Origin of the sequence: Providencia sp. SP181, from assembly GCF_050446505.1 — a bacterium.
Taxonomy (GTDB): Bacteria; Pseudomonadota; Gammaproteobacteria; order Enterobacterales; family Enterobacteriaceae; genus Providencia; species Providencia vermicola.
This window is the reverse complement of record NZ_JBBPXM010000011.1, coordinates 41,451-59,882: the sequence shown is the minus strand read 5'-3', so window position 1 is coordinate 59,882 and position 18,432 is coordinate 41,451. Positions and strand designations below refer to the sequence as shown.

18 protein-coding genes and 1 pseudogene are annotated in these 18,432 nt (G+C 44.0%); 8 read left to right on the top strand and 11 right to left on the bottom strand.

Features of this window, described 5'->3' with window-relative positions; all coding sequences use genetic code 11:
• Positions 1–101: 101 nt before the first annotated feature.
• Complete coding sequence (locus AABS66_RS16875) at positions 102–1,109, top strand: substrate-binding domain-containing protein (RefSeq protein ID WP_206083652.1); 1,008 nt, start codon at positions 102–104, stop codon at positions 1,107–1,109.
• Positions 1,110–1,147: 38 nt separating this feature from the next.
• On the opposite strand, the gene AABS66_RS16870 is transcribed toward AABS66_RS16875, so the two are convergent.
• Genes AABS66_RS16870 through AABS66_RS16860 form a run of 3 tightly spaced genes read right to left on the bottom strand, consistent with a single transcriptional unit; the run spans position 1,148 to position 4,573 of the window.
• Positions 1,148–2,074, bottom strand: a complete 927-nt coding sequence (locus AABS66_RS16870) for a dihydrodipicolinate synthase family protein (RefSeq protein WP_272539282.1) — start codon at positions 2,072–2,074, stop codon at positions 1,148–1,150.
• Positions 2,068–2,895 carry an SDR family oxidoreductase gene (locus AABS66_RS16865; RefSeq protein WP_430225202.1) on the bottom strand — a complete coding sequence of 276 codons (828 nt, stop codon included), beginning with the start codon at positions 2,893–2,895 and terminating at the stop codon, positions 2,068–2,070. The genes AABS66_RS16870 and AABS66_RS16865 overlap by 7 nt, the downstream gene beginning before the upstream one ends.
• 22 nt (positions 2,896–2,917) lie before the next feature.
• Positions 2,918–4,573, bottom strand: coding sequence for a signal transduction protein (locus tag AABS66_RS16860; RefSeq protein WP_206083655.1), 1,656 nt, complete (start codon positions 4,571–4,573; stop codon positions 2,918–2,920).
• A gap of 515 nt (positions 4,574–5,088) precedes the next feature.
• On the opposite strand from AABS66_RS16860, the gene AABS66_RS16855 reads away from it, so the two are divergent.
• A complete protein-coding gene (locus tag AABS66_RS16855; RefSeq protein WP_206083656.1) occupies positions 5,089–6,453 on the top strand; it encodes an MFS transporter in 1,365 nt (454 codons plus the stop codon).
• 43 nt (positions 6,454–6,496) lie between these two features.
• On the opposite strand, the pseudogene AABS66_RS16850 reads toward AABS66_RS16855, so the two are convergent.
• From AABS66_RS16850 to AABS66_RS16815, 8 genes and pseudogenes are all read right to left on the bottom strand, one after another.
• Positions 6,497–6,637 (bottom strand): annotated as a pseudogene (locus tag AABS66_RS16850) (IS3 family transposase); the annotation flags it as partial.
• Positions 6,638–6,801: 164 nt separating this feature from the next.
• Entirely contained in the window at positions 6,802–7,419 is a 618-nt protein-coding gene (gene ureG / locus AABS66_RS16845) for an urease accessory protein UreG (RefSeq protein WP_125890373.1), read from the bottom strand.
• 11 nt (positions 7,420–7,430) lie between these two features.
• Positions 7,431–8,096 (bottom strand): urease accessory protein UreF, encoded by a 666-nt coding sequence (locus AABS66_RS16840; protein ID WP_430225201.1) that lies wholly within the window; start codon positions 8,094–8,096, stop codon positions 7,431–7,433.
• A gap of 21 nt (positions 8,097–8,117) precedes the next feature.
• A complete protein-coding gene (gene ureE / locus AABS66_RS16835; RefSeq protein WP_349422067.1) occupies positions 8,118–8,603 on the bottom strand; it encodes an urease accessory protein UreE in 486 nt (161 codons plus the stop codon).
• Positions 8,604–8,624: 21 nt separating this feature from the next.
• The gene (gene ureC / locus AABS66_RS16830; RefSeq protein ID WP_349415584.1) at positions 8,625–10,328 is read right to left on the bottom strand and encodes an urease subunit alpha; all 1,704 of its coding nucleotides are present in this window, start codon (positions 10,326–10,328) and stop codon (positions 8,625–8,627) included.
• A gap of 2 nt (positions 10,329–10,330) precedes the next feature.
• Entirely contained in the window at positions 10,331–10,654 is a 324-nt protein-coding gene (locus tag AABS66_RS16825; RefSeq protein ID WP_430225200.1) for an urease subunit beta, read from the bottom strand.
• Positions 10,655–10,662: 8 nt separating this feature from the next.
• The gene (locus AABS66_RS16820; RefSeq protein ID WP_206083661.1) at positions 10,663–10,965 is read right to left on the bottom strand and encodes an urease subunit gamma; all 303 of its coding nucleotides are present in this window, start codon (positions 10,963–10,965) and stop codon (positions 10,663–10,665) included.
• A 22-nt stretch (positions 10,966–10,987) separates the two neighbouring features.
• Positions 10,988–11,824 carry an urease accessory protein UreD gene (locus AABS66_RS16815; RefSeq protein ID WP_272574054.1) on the bottom strand — a complete coding sequence of 279 codons (837 nt, stop codon included), beginning with the start codon at positions 11,822–11,824 and terminating at the stop codon, positions 10,988–10,990.
• Between the two features lie 693 nt (positions 11,825–12,517).
• On the opposite strand from AABS66_RS16815, the gene AABS66_RS16810 reads away from it, so the two are divergent.
• The 6 genes from AABS66_RS16810 (at position 12,518) to AABS66_RS16785 (ending at position 18,407) form a co-directional block, all read left to right on the top strand.
• Positions 12,518–13,405, top strand: coding sequence for an AraC family transcriptional regulator (locus tag AABS66_RS16810; RefSeq protein ID WP_272539287.1), 888 nt, complete (start codon positions 12,518–12,520; stop codon positions 13,403–13,405).
• Between the two features lie 254 nt (positions 13,406–13,659).
• The gene (locus AABS66_RS16805) at positions 13,660–15,237 is read left to right on the top strand and encodes an ABC transporter substrate-binding protein (RefSeq protein WP_430225199.1); all 1,578 of its coding nucleotides are present in this window, start codon (positions 13,660–13,662) and stop codon (positions 15,235–15,237) included.
• Positions 15,222–16,205 (top strand): ABC transporter permease, encoded by a 984-nt coding sequence (locus AABS66_RS16800; protein ID WP_430225198.1) that lies wholly within the window; start codon positions 15,222–15,224, stop codon positions 16,203–16,205. The genes AABS66_RS16805 and AABS66_RS16800 overlap by 16 nt, the downstream gene beginning before the upstream one ends.
• The gene (locus AABS66_RS16795; protein ID WP_206083666.1) at positions 16,202–17,014 is read left to right on the top strand and encodes an ABC transporter permease; all 813 of its coding nucleotides are present in this window, start codon (positions 16,202–16,204) and stop codon (positions 17,012–17,014) included. Before AABS66_RS16800 ends, AABS66_RS16795 begins: the two co-directional genes overlap by 4 nt.
• Positions 17,008–17,784: an ATP-binding cassette domain-containing protein gene (locus tag AABS66_RS16790; protein WP_206083667.1), complete on the top strand. Its 777-nt coding sequence runs from the start codon at positions 17,008–17,010 to the stop codon at positions 17,782–17,784. Before AABS66_RS16795 ends, AABS66_RS16790 begins: the two co-directional genes overlap by 7 nt.
• A 14-nt stretch (positions 17,785–17,798) precedes the next feature.
• Entirely contained in the window at positions 17,799–18,407 is a 609-nt protein-coding gene (locus tag AABS66_RS16785) for an ATP-binding cassette domain-containing protein (protein WP_206083806.1), read from the top strand.
• The last annotated feature ends 25 nt before the right edge of the window (positions 18,408–18,432 follow it).

Sequence of the window (18,432 nt, the reverse complement as noted above, 5' to 3'; positions counted from 1 at the left end):
GTTTTTTCGTGCACTCAGTTTAACAGTTGTATGCCTAGTCTATATTGCTAACTCGAATTAGTTTATACTTAAATTTATTTATAAATGATTATAGCGAACTTATGGCAAAAACTGTTGAGCAAATTGCGAACGATTTAAACCTATCAGTGACGACGGTTCGGTTAGTTTTAAGTCAAAAAGCGGAGCAATACCGTATTAGCAAAGCGACCCAAGAACGGATTCAGTCTTATGTTGAAACCCATGGACTGGTGGTTAATTACGCGGCTCGCAGTTTGAAACTAAACAAAACTGACACGCTTGCTCTTGTTGTTCCTCGGTTATCGAATTTATTTTTCTCAACTTTAGCTGAAAAACTTGAAACCTGTTGTCAAAAAGCAGGATATCAGCTGATTATTGCTTGTTCTTATAGTGACCCTAAACACGAAAAAGAAGTCGTTCGGAGCTTGTTAGAACGCAATGTTGATGGGTTATTTATTGTCCCTTCTTCTTTAGAAACTCAGCTACATCATCGAAAATTAGCCCGTAAGCGGCCTATTATATTTTTAGACCGAGACTTCGGCGAAATGGACGTTCCTTTGGTGCTAAGTGACAACTATAGCGGTAGTAAAACATTAGTTCAGTCCATTAAAAAGGCCGTCAACGTTGAGCCTTTATTTTTTATTGCGGGTGATACCCAACAACCGTCAATTCAGAGCCGTTTACAAGGTTATTTAAATGAAATGCCAGAGCGGCAGAGCTGGGTTTTAACTGCGCGCCATAATCGTAAAGAAGATGGGCAACATTTAATGCATGAATTCTTAAAGAAAAATAAGCAACCACCCTCCGCTTTCATTACTTCGTCATTGCCTATCTTAGAAGGGACATTGAGCGCACTCCGTCAGGTTTATGGGTTTATTCCTCAGGAAATTCCGATAGGTACTTTTGATGAAAGCGACATGCTCGGTTTTTTACCAAATGCGGTTTGGTCCATGGGGCAGAATGAAGATGCATGGGCACAACATGCCTTTCATCTAATGCAAAATAAGCTTCAAGGTGATAAGAGCAATGTGAAAATAACAGTGCCAATGACGTTAATTTATCGGCCTTTATCGGTCGCTAGGGATATCTAAGGGAGACTGAGCCCCGAGAATAAGGGCTCATTGATTCACTAGATTAAGGCACGTGCTGCGTGGATATATTCTTGTAAACGGGAATTCAAGCTATCGAGTGCTTGTTTTTGTTGTACATTCAGTGGGATAAACGGTTCTCTTACAGGGCCTAAATAGTCGAGCTCTAGTCCTGCCAAGTATTTTGTTGATTGAAAAATACCGTTATTGACCATGGTTTCAACGACATCGTTGATTTGATGCTGCAGTTTTTGTGCAGTGAAAAAATCCCCTTTAGCAAAACAGTGGCGAACCGCGAGAAAAAGTTCAGGCTGAATATTCACGGTTGTCCCCACTGTTGCCGTGGTCCCTGCCGCCAAACTGGAAAGAAAAATTTCATCAAAACCATTAAAGAAAACTTTTTCAGGGTGCTTATCCACCATACGTTCTAAGGCGTAAAGGTTGTGAGAGGTATGCTTCACCCCCAATGTTTGTTCATTGCTAAATAACGTCTTTGCCATTTCAAGGTCTAGCTCGACCCCTGTAAACTGAGGAATGTTATACAAAATAACTGGCAGCGATGTTTCATCTAAAATACGTTGGTAATACCGAATGATCGCTTCATTACTGTATTTATAATAGTAAGGAGGGACTAAAGAAACGGCACTCGCCCCCACACTTTGCGCATGTTTTGCTAATTCGACGGCATCTTGAGTTCTCGGGGCTCCAATGTGGCTAATGACAGGCACTTTTCCCTTACTGCTAGTGATAATGGTTTCAAGGACTTGTTTTCGTTCATCTAAATGTAACAGTGGACCTTCACCAGATGACCCGCAGCAATAAAACCCTTCAACACCACGGGCGATTTGGTGCTCCACAAGCATGGCTAATGCTGTCGTATTTATATCTTCGTTGTCATGCATTGGGGTCACAATGGCAGACATAATCCCGCGAAATTTAGCCCATTTGTCTTGCTGTTGATTTACCATGCTGTCCAGCCTCCATCAATAACAAGGTTTGCGCCAGTCATATAGCAAGATGCGTTAGAAAGCATAAAGACAATAGCACCATTAAATTCATCGGGATTAGCCATGCGACCAATTGGAATGCGGTCAGTGTAATTTTTTTGGAATCGTGGATCTTGATCCTGCCGAGCAACGCCAGAAAGCGTTAATGTATTCACTCGAATACCTTCTTTCCCCCAATAAGTTGCACAATAACGGGTAAAATTATAGATACCTGATTTTGCGGCTGCATAGGCAACAGGCTTAATAAAAGGAATACCCGTATCCTCCTTTTTATAGCTATAGATATCTTGAACAGGTGACACAACACCATAAATCGAACCAATATTGACGATGGACCCAGTTTTTTGTGCCTTTCTCATACGTTTTCCGACTTGCTGAGTCATCAAAAAGGTTCCGACGAGATTTACATCAACTACTTCACGGAAAACCTCTTCCGGAAAATCTTCAAATGGGCCTGATACTTCAGGTGGCGCGCTTGGTTGGGTATCGATACCTGCATTATTCACTAAACCATCAGGTGTTCCCCATGAAGATTCAATGCGATCTAATACGCCATTAATACTTGATTTATCTGTAATATTAACTTCATAGTATGCGATGCGAGGAGAGTCTTTCAATGAGCCTAATACCTGAGTCAGACGCACTTGTGTAACGTGGGTTGCTAATACAGCAACCTTAGCCCCACGCTCATGCAGGGCTTTGACGTACTGTACGCCAAGTTGCCCTAATCCACCGGTGACAATAATTATTTTATCTTGTAGTGAGAAAAGAGGGTCAGTCATAACATGTTCCTTATTTTTTTATTTATTGATGGATAAAATATCGACGGGCGTCCCCAGCAATCAACACATGAATATTTTGCGTCATCGCTTGTGCTGCAAAGGCTTGGACTACGTTACCTAAAACGTCCTCATCAACATAGGCAATCGACAGGTGGTTACTTTGATGCCCCGCCATTAATGAATCACGGGAAACACCATCAAGTACAGCATTTAATAATGGCCATTCATAGTTTGTTGCTAAGCGGCGGCGTTCAAATTCGGCATCTGGAAGTTCAACGGCGGTACCAGTCCCAATATGCATAACCACTTGGAGCCCTTCATAGTGGGCACGAGCCCAGATAAAGCGGCCTTTTTTCCCTTGCCCTGCGATTGTGGAACCGCCAAAAGGGAAGAACATTGGCGGCTGACGATAACCTGTTGCCCCAGCAATACCGCCTTTTAGGTGTGCAAATGGAACTGCGCCTGAAATTTCAAAATCCCAATAGAAAGTGCCTTCATACTCGCTTCCCCAACGAATGTCATGTAATGTTGTTTCACTAGCAATATTTAATGATTGCAATAGCTTAGCCATAATGACTTGCGGAATAGCGCTACCCATATCCACTTCATTAATACAGGTGATAGGCAAGTTTGGAGCAATGATTTCACCGTTTTCATCGGGAATAGGGAAGCGTGCAGAGTTACCGATAGCGCCTTCTGCAAAGTCAGAAGCAGCACAACTATCCTTCAAGCCTTGTTGGTATTGCACCCCAACAGCGCTTAAACCAAATCTTTTTGTGAACCGAGCCATCGCAATCATCATGGCACACTGTTCTAATACTTGATCACGGGTTAATTCGTTGCTGTGGTTTGTGCCAAATTTAAATGTCATTCCTTGGGATTGATACCATGCCAAGCAGGCTTCTCGTAGGGATTGTGGTACTTTTTGCATTTCTACTAGCAAGGCGGATTGAGATAAGGATTCAATCGGCATTCCAATATCAATCATTGATTTTTGTGGGAAAACACCATTAATCATCCCCATGCAAAAACTATCAAATAAACCAATAATAGCTTTATCACGCAACATGGCTTGGCCCATTTCACGGCCAATTTTGCCCTCAGGGGTTCCCATAACGGCATCAGTTGCTTTTAGCGGGTATAAATAATCCAATTTATGATTGAGAAAACCATCATCAAGCCACGTCTGTAATCCTTTCATAAAGAATTCATCAGTGAATGTTTCAGACCACAACCGTGAATAATGGCAGCCTAAACTTGTTAAACAACCCGCCATACACAGCATACCAACTAGCCCTGGCCATGTGCCATCAAAGTTGGCTAACAATAAAATTGGGCCGCGATGATGGACTAATGAAGGGGCAATATGGTGTGAATATTGCCATGCCGTTAATAACACAATAACGGGGGCATCAGGTGCTATTTGCGCAAAAATATCACTTCCTTCTCGCTGGTTACTGATGAACCCATGTCCTCTTTCTTTATCCACGGGGTGCGCCCGTTTGACTTGGTAGCCAAGAGTGTTTAGCGCATCGGCTAAGCGCTGTTCATACAGAGACTGCGTGGGCCAACAGGTCACATTCGCAGGTTCGCGTAAGTCAGCATTTGTCACCAATAATACTTCATTGGGTTGAGTTGTTATTAATTTTGGACGGTTAGGGGGAGTAAAAGTCAACATAGGAAGCTCTCCTGATGATAAATGCTGAGTGTGTCAAGTTTGCTAATTCGAGTTAGCAAAATATTATTATTGGTTGTGTAACACAATTTGTTTAAACTAAATATGTGATGAACATCATGGTTGGTTTTTTAAATCATTGTAATTAAAGTATTTATTTTTATATCTATTGTTTTGCGAAGAGCTTGGTTTTATTTTGATACCCTTCAAGTGTTAATGATTTGTTTAATTTTCTTCTATTGTGTTCGTTTGAGTTGTTGTGCTGAGTTTGCTCACCTTCAATTTTTTGTATGAAATCAGTGAAAATATAATGCTATATTAATGAATAAAATATTTTTAATTTATAAATCAAAGTATTATAAGAGATTAAAAGATCGTCATCACAAAATTATAAATAATAACTTTGAGCAATCATATCCTTTGCTATTATCAGCTAACTCGAGTTAGCAAATAACAAGGTATTTACATAATATAACGAATGCAAGCACACCGATAATCACCGTGTAGAGGATTTGAAAATGACACTACTAACACCCACGACAAGTACAGCTCAGGTACATGAAGAAAGTGAACAAGAAAAAAAGCAGCAACGTAAGCTTGTTACCGTTCTTGGCTCAGGACTAGCAGGAACAACCATTGAGTTTTATGACTTTTTTATTTATGGCACAGCAGCGGCATTAGTTTTTCCAACACTATTTTTCCCAAATTTATCGCCGTTAATGGCATTGATCGTTTCGTTTTTAACGTTGTCTATCACGTTTGTGAGTCGTCCTATTGGCGCCATCGTTTTTGGTCACTATGGAGACAAAATAGGCCGTAAAAAATCGTTGGTGATTTCGTTGATGATTATGGGAATATCCACTTTTTGCATTGGATTAATCCCTTCTTATGAATCGATAGGAAATGCGGCTCCGTTACTCTTAATCTTTCTACGTCTTTGCCAAGGTTTTGCCATCGGAGGTGAGTGGGGAGGTGCGACAACACTAATTACGGAATATGCGCCACGTCATCGTCGAGGTTTTTTTGGTACCTTTGTTCAATTAGGGAATGTATTAGGGTTGTTTATTGCAACGGGAGTTTTTGCTTTAGTTGTCATGTTGCCAGAGGATGATTTAATGTCCTGGGGTTGGAGAATGCCTTTCTTAGTGAGTATTTTGTTATTATTTATTGGGTTATATATCCGAGCAAATATTGAAGAAACCCCAGTGTTTAAAGAAAACCAACGCCAACAAGAAACAACCCAAACGAAAGAACAAAAATACCCAGTATTAACAGTATTAAAGCATTACCGTAAATCTGTATTTCTAGCCATGGGCATGCGCATGGGGGAAATTGTGTTAGGGTGGCTAACTGTGGCATTTTTCATGTCGTATGTGACTCGTGAGTTAGATTTCACTCGTGAAACAGCATTAAACGGTTTATTGCTAGCGAGTTTTTGTGGCATTTTTACCTTCCCATTCTTTGGTTGGTTATCGGATAAAATCGGGCGTAGGCCTGTTTATTTAGCTGGTGCCACAATTACTTTTATCTTTGCTTTTCCTTTATTTTGGATGATTGATAGCGGCTCCGTTAAAATGTTTATGTTCGCCACCTCATTCTGTTATTCAGTCGGATTAGGAATGATGTTTAGTGTACAACCCGCATTTTTCTCTGAGTTGTTTGATACAAAAGTCAGGTATACCGGTGTGTCTTTAGGTTTCCAACTCGCAAATGTTGTGGGTGGACTTACTCCAATGATTGCAACGCTTTTACTGGTATGGTCGGGGGGGAATTCATGGCCTATCTCTGCATTTTTAGCGTGCATGGCTTTAGTGACAATAGCTTGCGTCTGTGCTACGAAAGAAACCTATAGTGATGATTTAACAGAAAAAGTTAAAAATTAATATCAGCAATAAGTTGATTTCCCATAAAATAAACGTGCAGTGGTCAATAAAATTTGGCCACTGTTTTCGAGTTTTTCCAAAATAGTCGTTCAGATTTATTGGGCGTGAATCCATTACTCTATTGATGAGGCCTGACTCGGTTGTAATATGCGATCATATATCCGGTTATTAGCTTCTGAGCTTCATTGACATCCTCCCCAGCCTGAACGACAGGGCTTTACGGTGTGTTTGGTAAACCTCTCACCGGTACCCATTCTGTTTTACTGAATCAGGTATAGCATGAAGTGAATATGGATAAAAACCACAGAGAACCAGGCTAGATAAGCCTATTCTCTGTGGCGAAAGCGATTAACGCCTTAACATGCCTTTATCGATAATAAACTCGATAATGGTTTCTAAGCCGACTTGTTTCTTTAAATTCGTGAAAACATACGGTTTCACTGGGCGCATTCTGGCGGTATCGGCTTCCATCACTTCTAAAGAGGCACCGACATACGGGGCAAGGTCAATCTTATTGATCACTAATAAGTCGGAATGGGTGATCCCTGGGCCGCCTTTACGTGGGATTTTTTCGCCTTCTGCGACGTCGATAACATAAATGGTTAAGTCCGCCAGCTCTGGGCTGAATGTGGCGCTCAGATTATCGCCGCCACTTTCCACAAATACAATATCCAGATTTTTGTGGCGCATTGCCAGCTCTTCAACGGCCGCAAGGTTCATGGAGGCATCTTCACGGATCGCGGTGTGCGGGCAGCCGCCTGTTTCCACCCCAATAATGCGGTCAGCGTCTAATGCTTCGGCACGGGTAAGGATCTTGGCATCTTCTTGGGTATAGATATCATTGGTCACGACGGCAATTTGGTAAGTATCGCGCATCGCTTTACATAAAACTTCTAATAGGGCGGTTTTCCCTGAACCAACAGGGCCACCGACACCAATTCGCAGGGGTTGGTTATATTCTTGCATTGTGTGTTTTCTCATGAACGAAAAAGTCGAGTGTATTGGGTTTCATGCCGACTGCTGGCAATGATTTGTGCAGGGGTAAAACTGCCGATATCATCAACCGTCCATGTGGCAGATTGCGCCACAATTTCAGGGATACGTTCGGCAAGGGTAAACAAAATATGTTGCCCCGCGCTTTGACCCAGTGGAATTAATTTCACGCCAGACATCACGGTGTTTTCCAGCCAGCCCCACGTGTAGGCGGTGCACAGCTTTTCAACGTCAATGTTCCAATGCGTGGCGGCAAGGGCAAAGGCCATTAATTGTGTTTTTTTCACGCACGCTAATACCGTGGCATCAAGCTCAATCGCCAGTTGGGGGAGCAAGCGGGCAAAGGCAATGCCTCGCTGGCGCTCTTCTTGGCGAAGCTCTTTGGTTTCACGGCTGGCAATAATAAAGTCACACCAATAAGTCACTTGCTGCCAATCAGAGCGTGAAAGATTGGCGTGAATTTGCCGCAGAACAGGGAGTTCCAATGTCGCGATTGCGTGAGTCATTTGTGCTGTTAGCCAACTGGCGAGGGTGTCTGGCGTTGTCACCCAGCCTTTTTCAATCGCCCATTCTAGCCCTTGGGAATAGGTAAATGACCCCACAGGTAAGGACGGGCTGACTAATTGGTATAAACGCAAATCCGCTAGCATCGATACACTCCCTGAATCTGATTAGTGGTGGTGATGGTGATCATCGTGGTCATGATGATGGTGATGATGACCACCCGATGAACCGCCATAAGCCCCTGGTTCTGGTTGGTATTTTTCCAGACCCACACTGACCGTTGCACCTAATCCACGCGCCATATCGTCTAAAACATGGTCGTGAAAATAACGGCACCAGCCTGCTTCAATTTGCAGAGGAACATGGCGGTTACCTAAGTGGTAGCAAACCCGTGCCAGTAACAGAGGGTCATCGCTGTAAACGGTGGAAACTTGCTCTTTTGCCGCGATAATGGCGACCTGTTCACCGTCTTCTGTCGCTAAAATATCCCCTTCTTTTAAAATGGTGCCACGGGGTAAAAATAACCCCGCATCTTGCCCATCACTTAAGGTGACTTTTAAGCGGCTTTTGGTGCGTTCATCCATGGTTAAGCATAGGGACAATTCAGTGTTTGTCTGTTGTTCTGGTGGAACGACTTTAATAAATTTTTTCATTTTCTGGCTCTTAATCAGGGGTCAGAATAAAAAGTAACGTTGTGCCATTGGCAACTCAGTGGCTGGCTCACACACCAGCGGTACGCCATCGGCTTTAACAATATAGGTTTGAGGGTCTAGCTCAATATGCGGCACATAGCTGTTGTGCACCATGGAGGCCTTGCTGATATTGCGGCAACCCTCAACACGGCCTATTAAGCTTTGTAAGCCAAGCTTTTCGGGGACGCCCGCCTCAATCCCCGCTTTTGACATAAAAATCATCGAGGTTTGGTACTTCGCTTTACCGAGAGCGCCATACATTGGGCGGTAATGCACAGGTTGCGGCGTTGGAATGGCGGCGTTGATATCCCCCATTGGCGCATACGCCACAAGGCCACCTTTCATGATAAGCGCAGGTTTGACGCCAAAAAATGCGGGGTCCCACAGGATGATATCGGCTAATTTGCCTTTCTCTATCGACCCGACTTCATGAGCAATACCATGGGCTAACGCAGGGTTGATCGTGTATTTCGCCACGTAGCGCTTAATACGGTTGTTATCGCTGTCTGGGGTATCGCCTTCCATCGTGCCGCGTTGCAATTTCATTTTGTGGGCACATTGCCACGTGCGCATAATCACTTCACCTACGCGCCCCATGGCTTGGGAGTCCGAAGACATCACGGAAATCGCGCCCATATCATGCAAAATATCTTCTGCGGCAATGGTTTCACGGCGAATACGTGACTCAGCAAAGGCCACATCTTCAGGAATTGACGGGTCAAGGTGATGGCACACCATCAACATATCCAGATGTTCGTCCACTGTATTGATGGTGTACGGCATGGTTGGGTTGGTCGAGGCGGGCAAAATATTTGGCTCCCCAACGGATTTGATCACGTCAGGGGCATGGCCGCCCCCTGCGCCTTCTGTATGGAACACGTGGATCACGCGCCCACCGATGGCTTTTACTGTTTCTTCGTAGAAGCCGCCTTCGTTTAAGGTGTCGGAGTGAATTGCCACTTGCACGTCCATTTCATCGGCGACATTCAAGCAGTTGTGGATTGCCATCGGGGTTGCGCCCCAGTCTTCGTGAATTTTCAGGCCAATTGCACCTGCGGTCACTTGCTCACGAATGGCTTCGGGTTGACTTACGCAGCCTTTACCAAATAGCCCCACGTTAATTGGCAGCTCATCTACGGCCTCTAACATGCGGTACATATTCCAAATGCCGGGTGTGACCGTTGTGGCGTTAGTGCCTGCGACAGGGCCTGTTCCACCACCAATAAAGGTGGTGACACCAGAAACTAAGCCTTCTTCGGCTTGCTGCGGGCAAATAAAGTGAATGTGGGTATCGACGCCGCCTGCGGTGACAATTTTGCCTTCACCCGCGACCACTTCTGTACCAGGGCCAACCACGATATCCACATTCGGCTGTACATCAGGGTTACCCGCTTTACCAATACCTGCAATACGGCCATTTTTGATGCCGATATCGGCTTTAACGATGCCCCAATGGTCTAAAATAATGGCGTTGGTGATCAGCACATCGACACATTTATCGCTAGTGACTTGGCTTTGTCCCATACCATCACGAATGACTTTACCGCCACCAAATTTGACTTCTTCCCCATAGGTGGTGAAGTCTTTTTCAATTTCTAAAAACAGTTCTGTATCTGCTAAGCGTACACGGTCGCCTTGGGTTGGCCCAAACATATCCGCATACGCTTGCCGTGAGATGGTTTTCATGGTTATTTCTCACTCTCTAATTTACTCATGACTTTGCCATGGAAGCCGTAAATTTCTCGTTTACCGCTAAATGCCACCAATTCCACCGTGCGGCTTTGGCCTGGTTCAAAACGCACCGCCATACCCGCAGGGATGTTTAAACGAAAACCGAGCGTGCTGTCTCGTTCAAATTTCAAAAAATCATTCACTTCATAAAAGTGGTAATGAGAGCCGACTTGAATCGGTCTATCACCATGATTTGCCACTTGAATGGTTTTGGTTTCACGACCCGCATTCAGTTCGATGTCGCCTAAAGCCTGATTCACTTTAATTTCACCGGGGATCATATTGCCACCTATACAATTGGGTCGTGAATGGACACAAGTTTTGTGCCGTCAGGGAATGTGCATTCCACTTGAATGTCTTTGATCATTTCAGGCACGCCTTCCATGACTTGCTCCGCACTGAGCACCGTTCTGCCTTCGCTCATTAGTTGGGCGACCGTTTTTCCGTCACGTGCGCCTTCCATAATGGCGCAGCTTATTAGGGCAACGGCTTCTGGGTAATTCAGTTTTAACCCACGGGCTAAGCGCCTTTCAGCGACAAGGCCTGCGGTAAAAAGCAATAACTTATCTTTTTCTCTTGGGGTGAGTTCCATTTTTGCTCCTAAAACGAAAAATTTATGTTGCCCAAATACGGGGAGGTTCAGGGCAATAACCTAGCCAATACTGCCGCGTGGTTTGCCAAATATGGGCAAAACAGGCCATCATCGGCTCAGTTTGCGTGCCTAATAATCGTAAAACTAAAATGCCATCCACATCCGTTAGCCCATACTCAATGGGGCTATCCGTTGGGGATAAAAAATCACCTAAATGTTGTTGGATTTTTTCTTTTAATTCATCACTGGCAGGGTAAATGTACATCGACCCCATCATGGGATATTCACGCATGACAGCAGACTGTTTTTGTGTGCCATCGATAAACAGGGATTCAGTCAGCGTGAGGGTGTCATCAATGTAAAAATTAAAGCGCCCACGCACATCGCCATTTTCAAACCATTCCCCCAAAACAGGGCGGCCTAAACATTGGATTTCCCAGCCGATAAATTTTGATGATGCAGCGACGTGTATATGGGTTTCTAGCCTAACCTGTGCATCAGGGAAAAAAATATTTTCCTGCGGTAGCCACTCTAAAAAGCCCTCAGCGGCAACCGTTAAATTCTGTACTTGTCGGGCAATACCGCCTGCGCTGCGATAAAATTTGGTCGCACCTGGGGTGGTCAGCAGTGAATGGGCATACGGTTGCACGTCAATATTAATCAGGAGTTTATCTCCACCCACCACACCACCAGGGGGATGAAGTAAATAGGTGTGGGCAACCCCTGGTTCGGGGTAAAATGGCCTTTGCACCATTAAAGGGCCGATATGTTGTTTATCGGTCAGGCGTGTTGTACCCCGTTTGAGTTCATAGCGTAAAAAAATCTCAGCTAACCAACCTGATCCTGAAAACTCAGACATACTTTCTCCTGCAAATCAGGTAATGAACAATACGCGAACATGTTTAGTTATACCCCTCACCGAATGGTTTGGGCTTTAGGGGCTGTTTATCTTTGATGGTCAATTTTTATTCGAATTAAAGCCATTTTAGGCAAGAGTCTCTCAACGTCGCATCAAATGAGTGAAACGTGCTTTAATCGAACCCGTAGGGCAGTATTTATGCACAATACTTAACTCAAATAATAAGTCAGCTTGATTGACACACTTTTATCTATTTTTTGAATTGTTTTTTTGACCTTTTTTAGCTGTAAAAATCAGCAGCAAAGATAAACAGCCCCTAAGTGGTATAAGCCAATGCAAGTAGGGTAGGATGTGAATGAACACGAAAAATAATTATCTATAATGATGCGTTATAGGCTCGTATTCATCTGACGCGCGATTTTACACCTTCTATCGAAAATTGCCTTTCAATTAAATAGCAATTTATTTAGAAAAATGCACAATGCATAAAATAACAGTAAAAAATGAGCGGATCTCTATATTGCGATTTTTACTTAACAGGACTATATTCTGAGCCGCATTCTAGCAAGGTAGCGGAAGCCATTAACTAGCGTAATTATTTGCTATTTATCTGAATGGCTGTATTTCTGTCTGCCCATCAAGCTGCTTTTTCTAGCAGATGATTTCTGACTTTGACCAAAGTTTATTGAGATTATGGAATATAAATATTTTCTTTCATCAAGCCAAATGGTGTTAAAAGCGTTTTATATTGAAAGCGCGATGATAGCCATGCTGCAAGGAGCGAAAGGGAATGTGGTGATTAATGGTCAATCTATTGATGTTCAGTCTAATTTGACGCTCATTATTCCAAAATACAGCCAAGTCTCCTGCAATATGGAGTGCGCATCTAATCAATCGATTGAGCTGCACACACTGTCGATTGCAGACTCAGAGTTAGAATCGGTCTTTTTATTATTAAAGACCTTAATGAAGTCAGGCGCGCCGCTAACGAGCCACGTTCCCACGTTTCAGGTATTAACCCCTGAAACGGTCAGTGATAATTTCAGTTTGCTCAAGCAATGTTTACCATTAAAACAACAAAGCCAATCTCAAGAAGCGTTGTTAATGAAGCAAAGCCTGTACTTTATTTTACTGGCGATATACCAAGCGGGCGTCGATATTCTCAACATTTTCCGCTTTAATTATGATGAGCCGAAAAACCAAGCCATTACCCATTTAATTACCCAAGAACCGCAGAAAAAATGGCACTTAGAGGATGTTGCTAAGGTCTTATTTACCACACCATCGACGTTGCGTAGGCACCTTAATCGAGAAGGGGTATCATTCCGCCAATTATTATTGGATGTGCGAATGGGAATGGCATTAAATTATTTAACCTTCTCAAATTATTCGGTATTTCAAATTAGCCATCGATGTGGGTTTGGTAGCAATGCCTATTTTTGTGATGTATTTAAGAAAAAATACGCCATGACGCCATCGCAATTTCGGTTGCAATCAAGGCAGTCTAATGACCGGTCTTTTATAACTGATTTATCGTTAAACTCCACGCCTATTGAATTTGATAAAGACGTGGAAGCGTAAATTTTACTTTTTGATTTATTAAGGTAAATCAAAAAGGGGCTGAGTTTTTACGAATTATTCATTAAATTCGAAGTTCTATTGATATAGAACGTAGAAAGCGTGGTTTAAAATTTAATATAACTAAACATTGTTACTCTACGCACAGTGAATATCTCACCAATAGCGGCAATTAATGGTTACCAATATCATTAACTGCCTGATGATGTTTCATTTTTATTTAGTGATAAAAATAAAACTAAACTATCGAGGGATGTATGATTAAAAATATCGTTGCGGCTATGTGTTTAATGGGGCTGACGCTGCCATCACAGGCCGCAGAACCAGCTCATTCACAAACATTACGTTTAGCGATTGGTGCAGAACCGACTGAAGGTTTTGACCCAATGCTCGGGTGGAGCCACGGTAGCTACCTTCTGTTACACAGCCCATTACTCAAACAAAAAGTCGACCTTTCATGGCACAGCTATATGCTGGAAAACTACCAACACAATGCCGATGGGAAAGAGTGGACATTAACGCTAAAAAAAGGATTGAAATTTTCAGATGGTTCGCCATTAACTGCAAAAGATGTAGTATTTACCTACAATAATGCCGCTGCGAGCGGCGGCAAAGTGGATATGGGTAATTTTGCAAAAGCTGAGGAAATTGACCCATTAACCGTCAAAATCACCTTATCTTCTCCACAAAGTACTTTTATCAATGTATTAGGCTCCCTTGGGATTGTTTGTGCTGATAAATACGATGCAAAAACCTATGCGCATAACCCAATTGGCGCAGGACCATACCGTTTAGTGGCGTTCCAGCCAGGGCAGCAATTAATTGTTGAGCAAAACCCGTACTACGCTGGGCCAAAAAATGATTTCAATAAAATGGTTTTCGTCTTCCTTGATGAAGATGCGGCCTTTGCTGCGGCACAAAGTAACCAGCTGGAAATTGTCCGTATTCCCGCAGCGGTGGCTGCCAATGCTAATAACGTCAAAAACATGAAGTTAGTGGAGCGCTATAGTGTGGAAAACCGTGGTATTTCCTTCCCAATTCCACCAGCAGGTGGAAAAGATGCACAGGGTAACCCTGTGGGGAATGATATTACCTCTGATGTTGCGGTGCGTAAGGCGATTAACTACGCTTTTGACCGTAAATTATTAGCCGCATCTGTCCTCGAAGGTTTTGCTGTTCCCGCTTATACAGGTGTGGCAGGGCTACCGTGGAATAGCCCTGATTCCGCCTTTAAAGATGGCGACACCGAAAAAGCCAAATCTATTTTAGAAGAGGCGGGCTGGAAGCTGAATAAAGATGGCCTGCGTGAAAAAGACGGCAAAGTGGCAAAACTGACACTCTGGTATGCCAGCGGTGATACCACACGCCGTGATTTAGCCCAGGCTATCCGCTCAAGCTTAAAACCTATCGGCATCGAAATGGATTTAAAATCGGGAAGTTGGGAAACCGTTGAGCGCAATATGCACGCCAACCCAACCTTGTTTGGTTGGGGCAGCTTAGACCCAATGGAAATTGTCCATAACTACAGTAGTAAAGCCGCAGGCGTTGGTTTCTATAATCCAGGTTATTATAAAAATGCAGCGGTTGATGAGTTAATTGAAGAAGCACTGCGCCAACCAGACCAAAATGCGGCTATCCCGTTATGGCAAAAAGTGGATTGGAATGGCACAACGGGCGTGGGCATTAAAGGGGATGCCGCATGGGCTTGGTTGATGAACTTACAACATATTTATTTGCTGAATAATTGTGTGGATTTAGGCACCAGTGCGCCTGAAATTCACGGCTCTTGGTCAGTGTTAAATAACGTTGATGAATGGGCATGGACTTGCCAGTAATGCGGACGACTCTTGGGCTTTTATTGCGTTTTATCTGTTTGTTGACTGTGACAGCGGCAGGGATCTTTATCCTGTTAAGCTATTCGCCTATCGACCCAATAAAAGCCTATATCGGTAATGATTTATTGCATGTCCCCCCCGAGCAATACGCCTTAATTGCGGCTCGCTGGGGGCTTGACCAGCCGCTATGGGTGCAATTTTGGCGCTGGTTTTCACAAATGTTACAAGGGGATATGGGCTATTCCATGTTGTACAACACCCCCGTTGTGCAAGTGATAGCGGATCGCCTTGTTCCCTCGTTAGCACTGCTTGTTTGCGCTTGGCTTTTTTCGGGTATCGTTGGATTTGTGTTGGGCTTAGTCGCAGGGCGTTATCTCAACCGCTGGCCAGATAAGCTGATTTCAACCCTTAGTTACCTATTAGCATCTATCCCTGTATTTTGGGTCGGATTATTACTGCTTTCGCTGTTTGCGGTGTCATTGCAGTGGGCGCCGATTTGCTGTGCATGGCCGATTGGTTTAGATGAAGAAACGGCGACATTTTCCCAAAAACTTCATCACCTTGTTTTACCTGTGATTGCGTTAGGGATGTTGGGCGTAGGGAATATTGCCTTACACACCCGAGCAAAAGTAATGGAAGTAATGAACAGCGAGTTTATTCATTACGCCCAAGCGCAAGGGGATAAAGGTTGGTCAATGATAGGTTTTCATGTACTTAAACATGCTATCACCCCAGCCATTTGTTTGCAGTTCGCGTCTGTGGGCGAATTGCTCAGTGGGGCGCTTCTTGCTGAGAAAGTGTTTGCGTACCCAGGGCTGGGGCAAGCAACCATCGATGCGGGTTTACGAGGCGATATCCCCTTATTGATGGGGATTGTGATGTTGTGTGCCACTCTGATTTTTTTCAGTAATACGGTTGCCGATGTCTTATTGAAAAAAGTGAATAAGGGAGTGATGAGAGACGCATGACCTACAACCCAAATCGAGCGCTATTTAAATTAATTATCTCACTAACGTTATTGGTTATTTTAGCGAGCTATGCCGTGTGGTTGTCATCTGCCGACATTGAAATGAACCTATTGGATAGGCGGCTTGCCCCTTCTTGGGCTCATTTATTTGGTACGGATAATTTAGGCCGAGACCTCTTCGAAAGAACATTCCAAGGCGTCGCGACTAGCTTACAAATTGGTTTGATTGCGGCTGTATCCAGTGGGTTTATCGCTTTAGTGATGGCCGGGTTGTCTTCCGTGAGCAAAGTGATGGATTACGCGGTACGCGGCGTCATTGATGCACTATTAGCATTGCCACATCTTTTGTTACTCGTACTAATTTGCTTTACTTTGGGCGGCGGAAAAATGGGGGTAATCTGGGCGGTCGCGCTCACTCACTGGCCTAAGCTTACCCTGATTTTGCGTTCCGAGTTACTGCGAGTGAAGCAGGCGGATTACATCATGCTATCCCAGCGTATTGGCAATAGTGCCGTTTACCGTTGGCGTTACCATTATTTACCCATGATTTTACCGCAGTGGATGGTCGGTACGTTGTTGATGTTCCCACACGCGGTACTTCACAGTGCGGCACTGAGTTTCCTTGGCTTTGGGCTATCGCCACATGAACCTTCATTGGGTATTTTATTGTCAGATGCACTACGTTATCTCAGTACAGGGGCGTGGTGGCTGGTGGTGTTTCCCGGTGTCGCTTTGATGGGGTTAGTGTTGTTATTTGATCAATTTGCAAAAGCCGCGGCGCAGCTATGGCTAAAGGGGGCAACATGTTGAGCTTAGATAAGCTGACTATTGATGTCGCAAAATTTCGTTGGTTAGGGCGTAAACAGTGGTCACCATTACTGCAAGACATTTCACTCGATATTCAGCCAGGGGAAATGGTCGCTTTGATTGGTGGAAGCGGAGAAGGAAAAAGCCTTTTATTACAAAGTGTTCTAGGCTTATTGCCAGATAATATGCGCAGCCAAGGAAATATCAGTCTGAATGGCAATGCATTGACGGAAGAAAACAAGGCACAGCATCGGGGCAACTCGTTATGTTATATACCTCAAGGGGTTAGTGCTCTAAATCCCTTGATCCAAATTGGTCCTCAGCTTGAAAGGGCTGCAGTACTCAGCGGCCAACACATTAAAATGCACGATGTGGCGCGCCATCTTCAGCAATATAACTTGCAAGAAAATTTGGTGAATAGCTACCCAAGCCAGTTATCTGGAGGAATGGCAAAGCGAGTACTGGCAAGCAGTGCAACATTATCCCGTGCACAATATATCCTCGCGGATGAGATTTCGTCTTGGTTGGATGATGAACATGCGCTGCAACTGCTTGAAAATATGAAATCCTTGTGCCGTGATGGGCGAGGTATTTTATGGGTTACTCATGATTTATCCATGGCGGTGCGTTTTGCTGACCGTGTTGCATTACTGCGTAATGGGGCGCTAGAGGATGTGTTAAGTAGCCAAACCTTAAAACAAGGCGGTGGTGGAAAATGGCTGCAATCCTTGTGGAATGCACTACCAGAACATCAATTTATGGCAATGAAATGAAGGATATCGAACCCATTTTAGCGGTTAAAAACCTGAATATTGATCAAGGTGGGAAAGCCCTTTGGCGGGACTTTAGTTTTTCCCTTGCGCCGAATGAACGCCTCGGTATCTCTGCACCCAGCGGTTTTGGTAAAACAACGCTTGGTCGCGTTTTAGCACAGTGGCAAGCACCTTCTAATGGTTCGATTCTATTCACGGGAAAGCCACTTTCTAAGCAAGGTTATTGCCCCATTCAACTTGTTCCCCAGCACCCTGAAAAAAGTTTTAATCCATATCGCACGGTAGGGGCGAGTTTACGAGATGCTTGGCAACCTGACTCAGACTGGCTTGAACGCTTTTCTATCAAACCACAATGGTTGGAGAGACGGCCTACTGAGTTATCTGGAGGGGAGCTGGCGCGGATTGCATTGTTACGGGCTCTTGACCCACGAACACAAATTTTAATTGCGGATGAAATTACTGCGCAGTTAGATGCGCACTTACAAAAAGAGATTTGGCAGTTTTTAATTCAGCTTTCAGAAGCACGCCCCTTAGGAATGATTATTTTTAGTCATAACAAAGCGTTACTTGAAAAAGTTTGTACATCTGTCTTAACCCTTGAAGGGGGAAATGCCGCCACGTGATAGACGGCGGCTTGAATATATGTAA

Bases quoted from the DNA above. Each gene is read 5' to 3' on its own strand.
- AABS66_RS16875 (WP_206083652.1), top strand. From the start codon at position 102: ATGGCAAAAACTGTTGAGCAAATTGCGAACGATTTAAACCTATCAGTG.
- AABS66_RS16870 (WP_272539282.1), bottom strand. From the start codon at position 2,074: ATGGTAAATCAACAGCAAGACAAATGGGCTAAATTTCGCGGGATTATG.
- AABS66_RS16865 (WP_430225202.1), bottom strand. From the start codon at position 2,895: ATGACTGACCCTCTTTTCTCACTACAAGATAAAATAATTATTGTCACC.
- AABS66_RS16860 (WP_206083655.1), bottom strand. From the start codon at position 4,573: ATGTTGACTTTTACTCCCCCTAACCGTCCAAAATTAATAACAACTCAA.
- AABS66_RS16855 (WP_206083656.1), top strand. From the start codon at position 5,089: ATGACACTACTAACACCCACGACAAGTACAGCTCAGGTACATGAAGAA.
- ureG (WP_125890373.1), bottom strand. From the start codon at position 7,419: ATGCAAGAATATAACCAACCCCTGCGAATTGGTGTCGGTGGCCCTGTT.
- AABS66_RS16840 (WP_430225201.1), bottom strand. From the start codon at position 8,096: ATGCTAGCGGATTTGCGTTTATACCAATTAGTCAGCCCGTCCTTACCT.
- ureE (WP_349422067.1), bottom strand. From the start codon at position 8,603: ATGAAAAAATTTATTAAAGTCGTTCCACCAGAACAACAGACAAACACT.
- ureC (WP_349415584.1), bottom strand. From the start codon at position 10,328: ATGAAAACCATCTCACGGCAAGCGTATGCGGATATGTTTGGGCCAACC.
- AABS66_RS16825 (WP_430225200.1), bottom strand. From the start codon at position 10,654: ATGATCCCCGGTGAAATTAAAGTGAATCAGGCTTTAGGCGACATCGAA.
- AABS66_RS16820 (WP_206083661.1), bottom strand. From the start codon at position 10,965: ATGGAACTCACCCCAAGAGAAAAAGATAAGTTATTGCTTTTTACCGCA.
- AABS66_RS16815 (WP_272574054.1), bottom strand. From the start codon at position 11,824: ATGTCTGAGTTTTCAGGATCAGGTTGGTTAGCTGAGATTTTTTTACGC.
- AABS66_RS16810 (WP_272539287.1), top strand. From the start codon at position 12,518: ATGGAATATAAATATTTTCTTTCATCAAGCCAAATGGTGTTAAAAGCG.
- AABS66_RS16805 (WP_430225199.1), top strand. From the start codon at position 13,660: ATGATTAAAAATATCGTTGCGGCTATGTGTTTAATGGGGCTGACGCTG.
- AABS66_RS16800 (WP_430225198.1), top strand. From the start codon at position 15,222: ATGGACTTGCCAGTAATGCGGACGACTCTTGGGCTTTTATTGCGTTTT.
- AABS66_RS16795 (WP_206083666.1), top strand. From the start codon at position 16,202: ATGACCTACAACCCAAATCGAGCGCTATTTAAATTAATTATCTCACTA.
- AABS66_RS16790 (WP_206083667.1), top strand. From the start codon at position 17,008: ATGTTGAGCTTAGATAAGCTGACTATTGATGTCGCAAAATTTCGTTGG.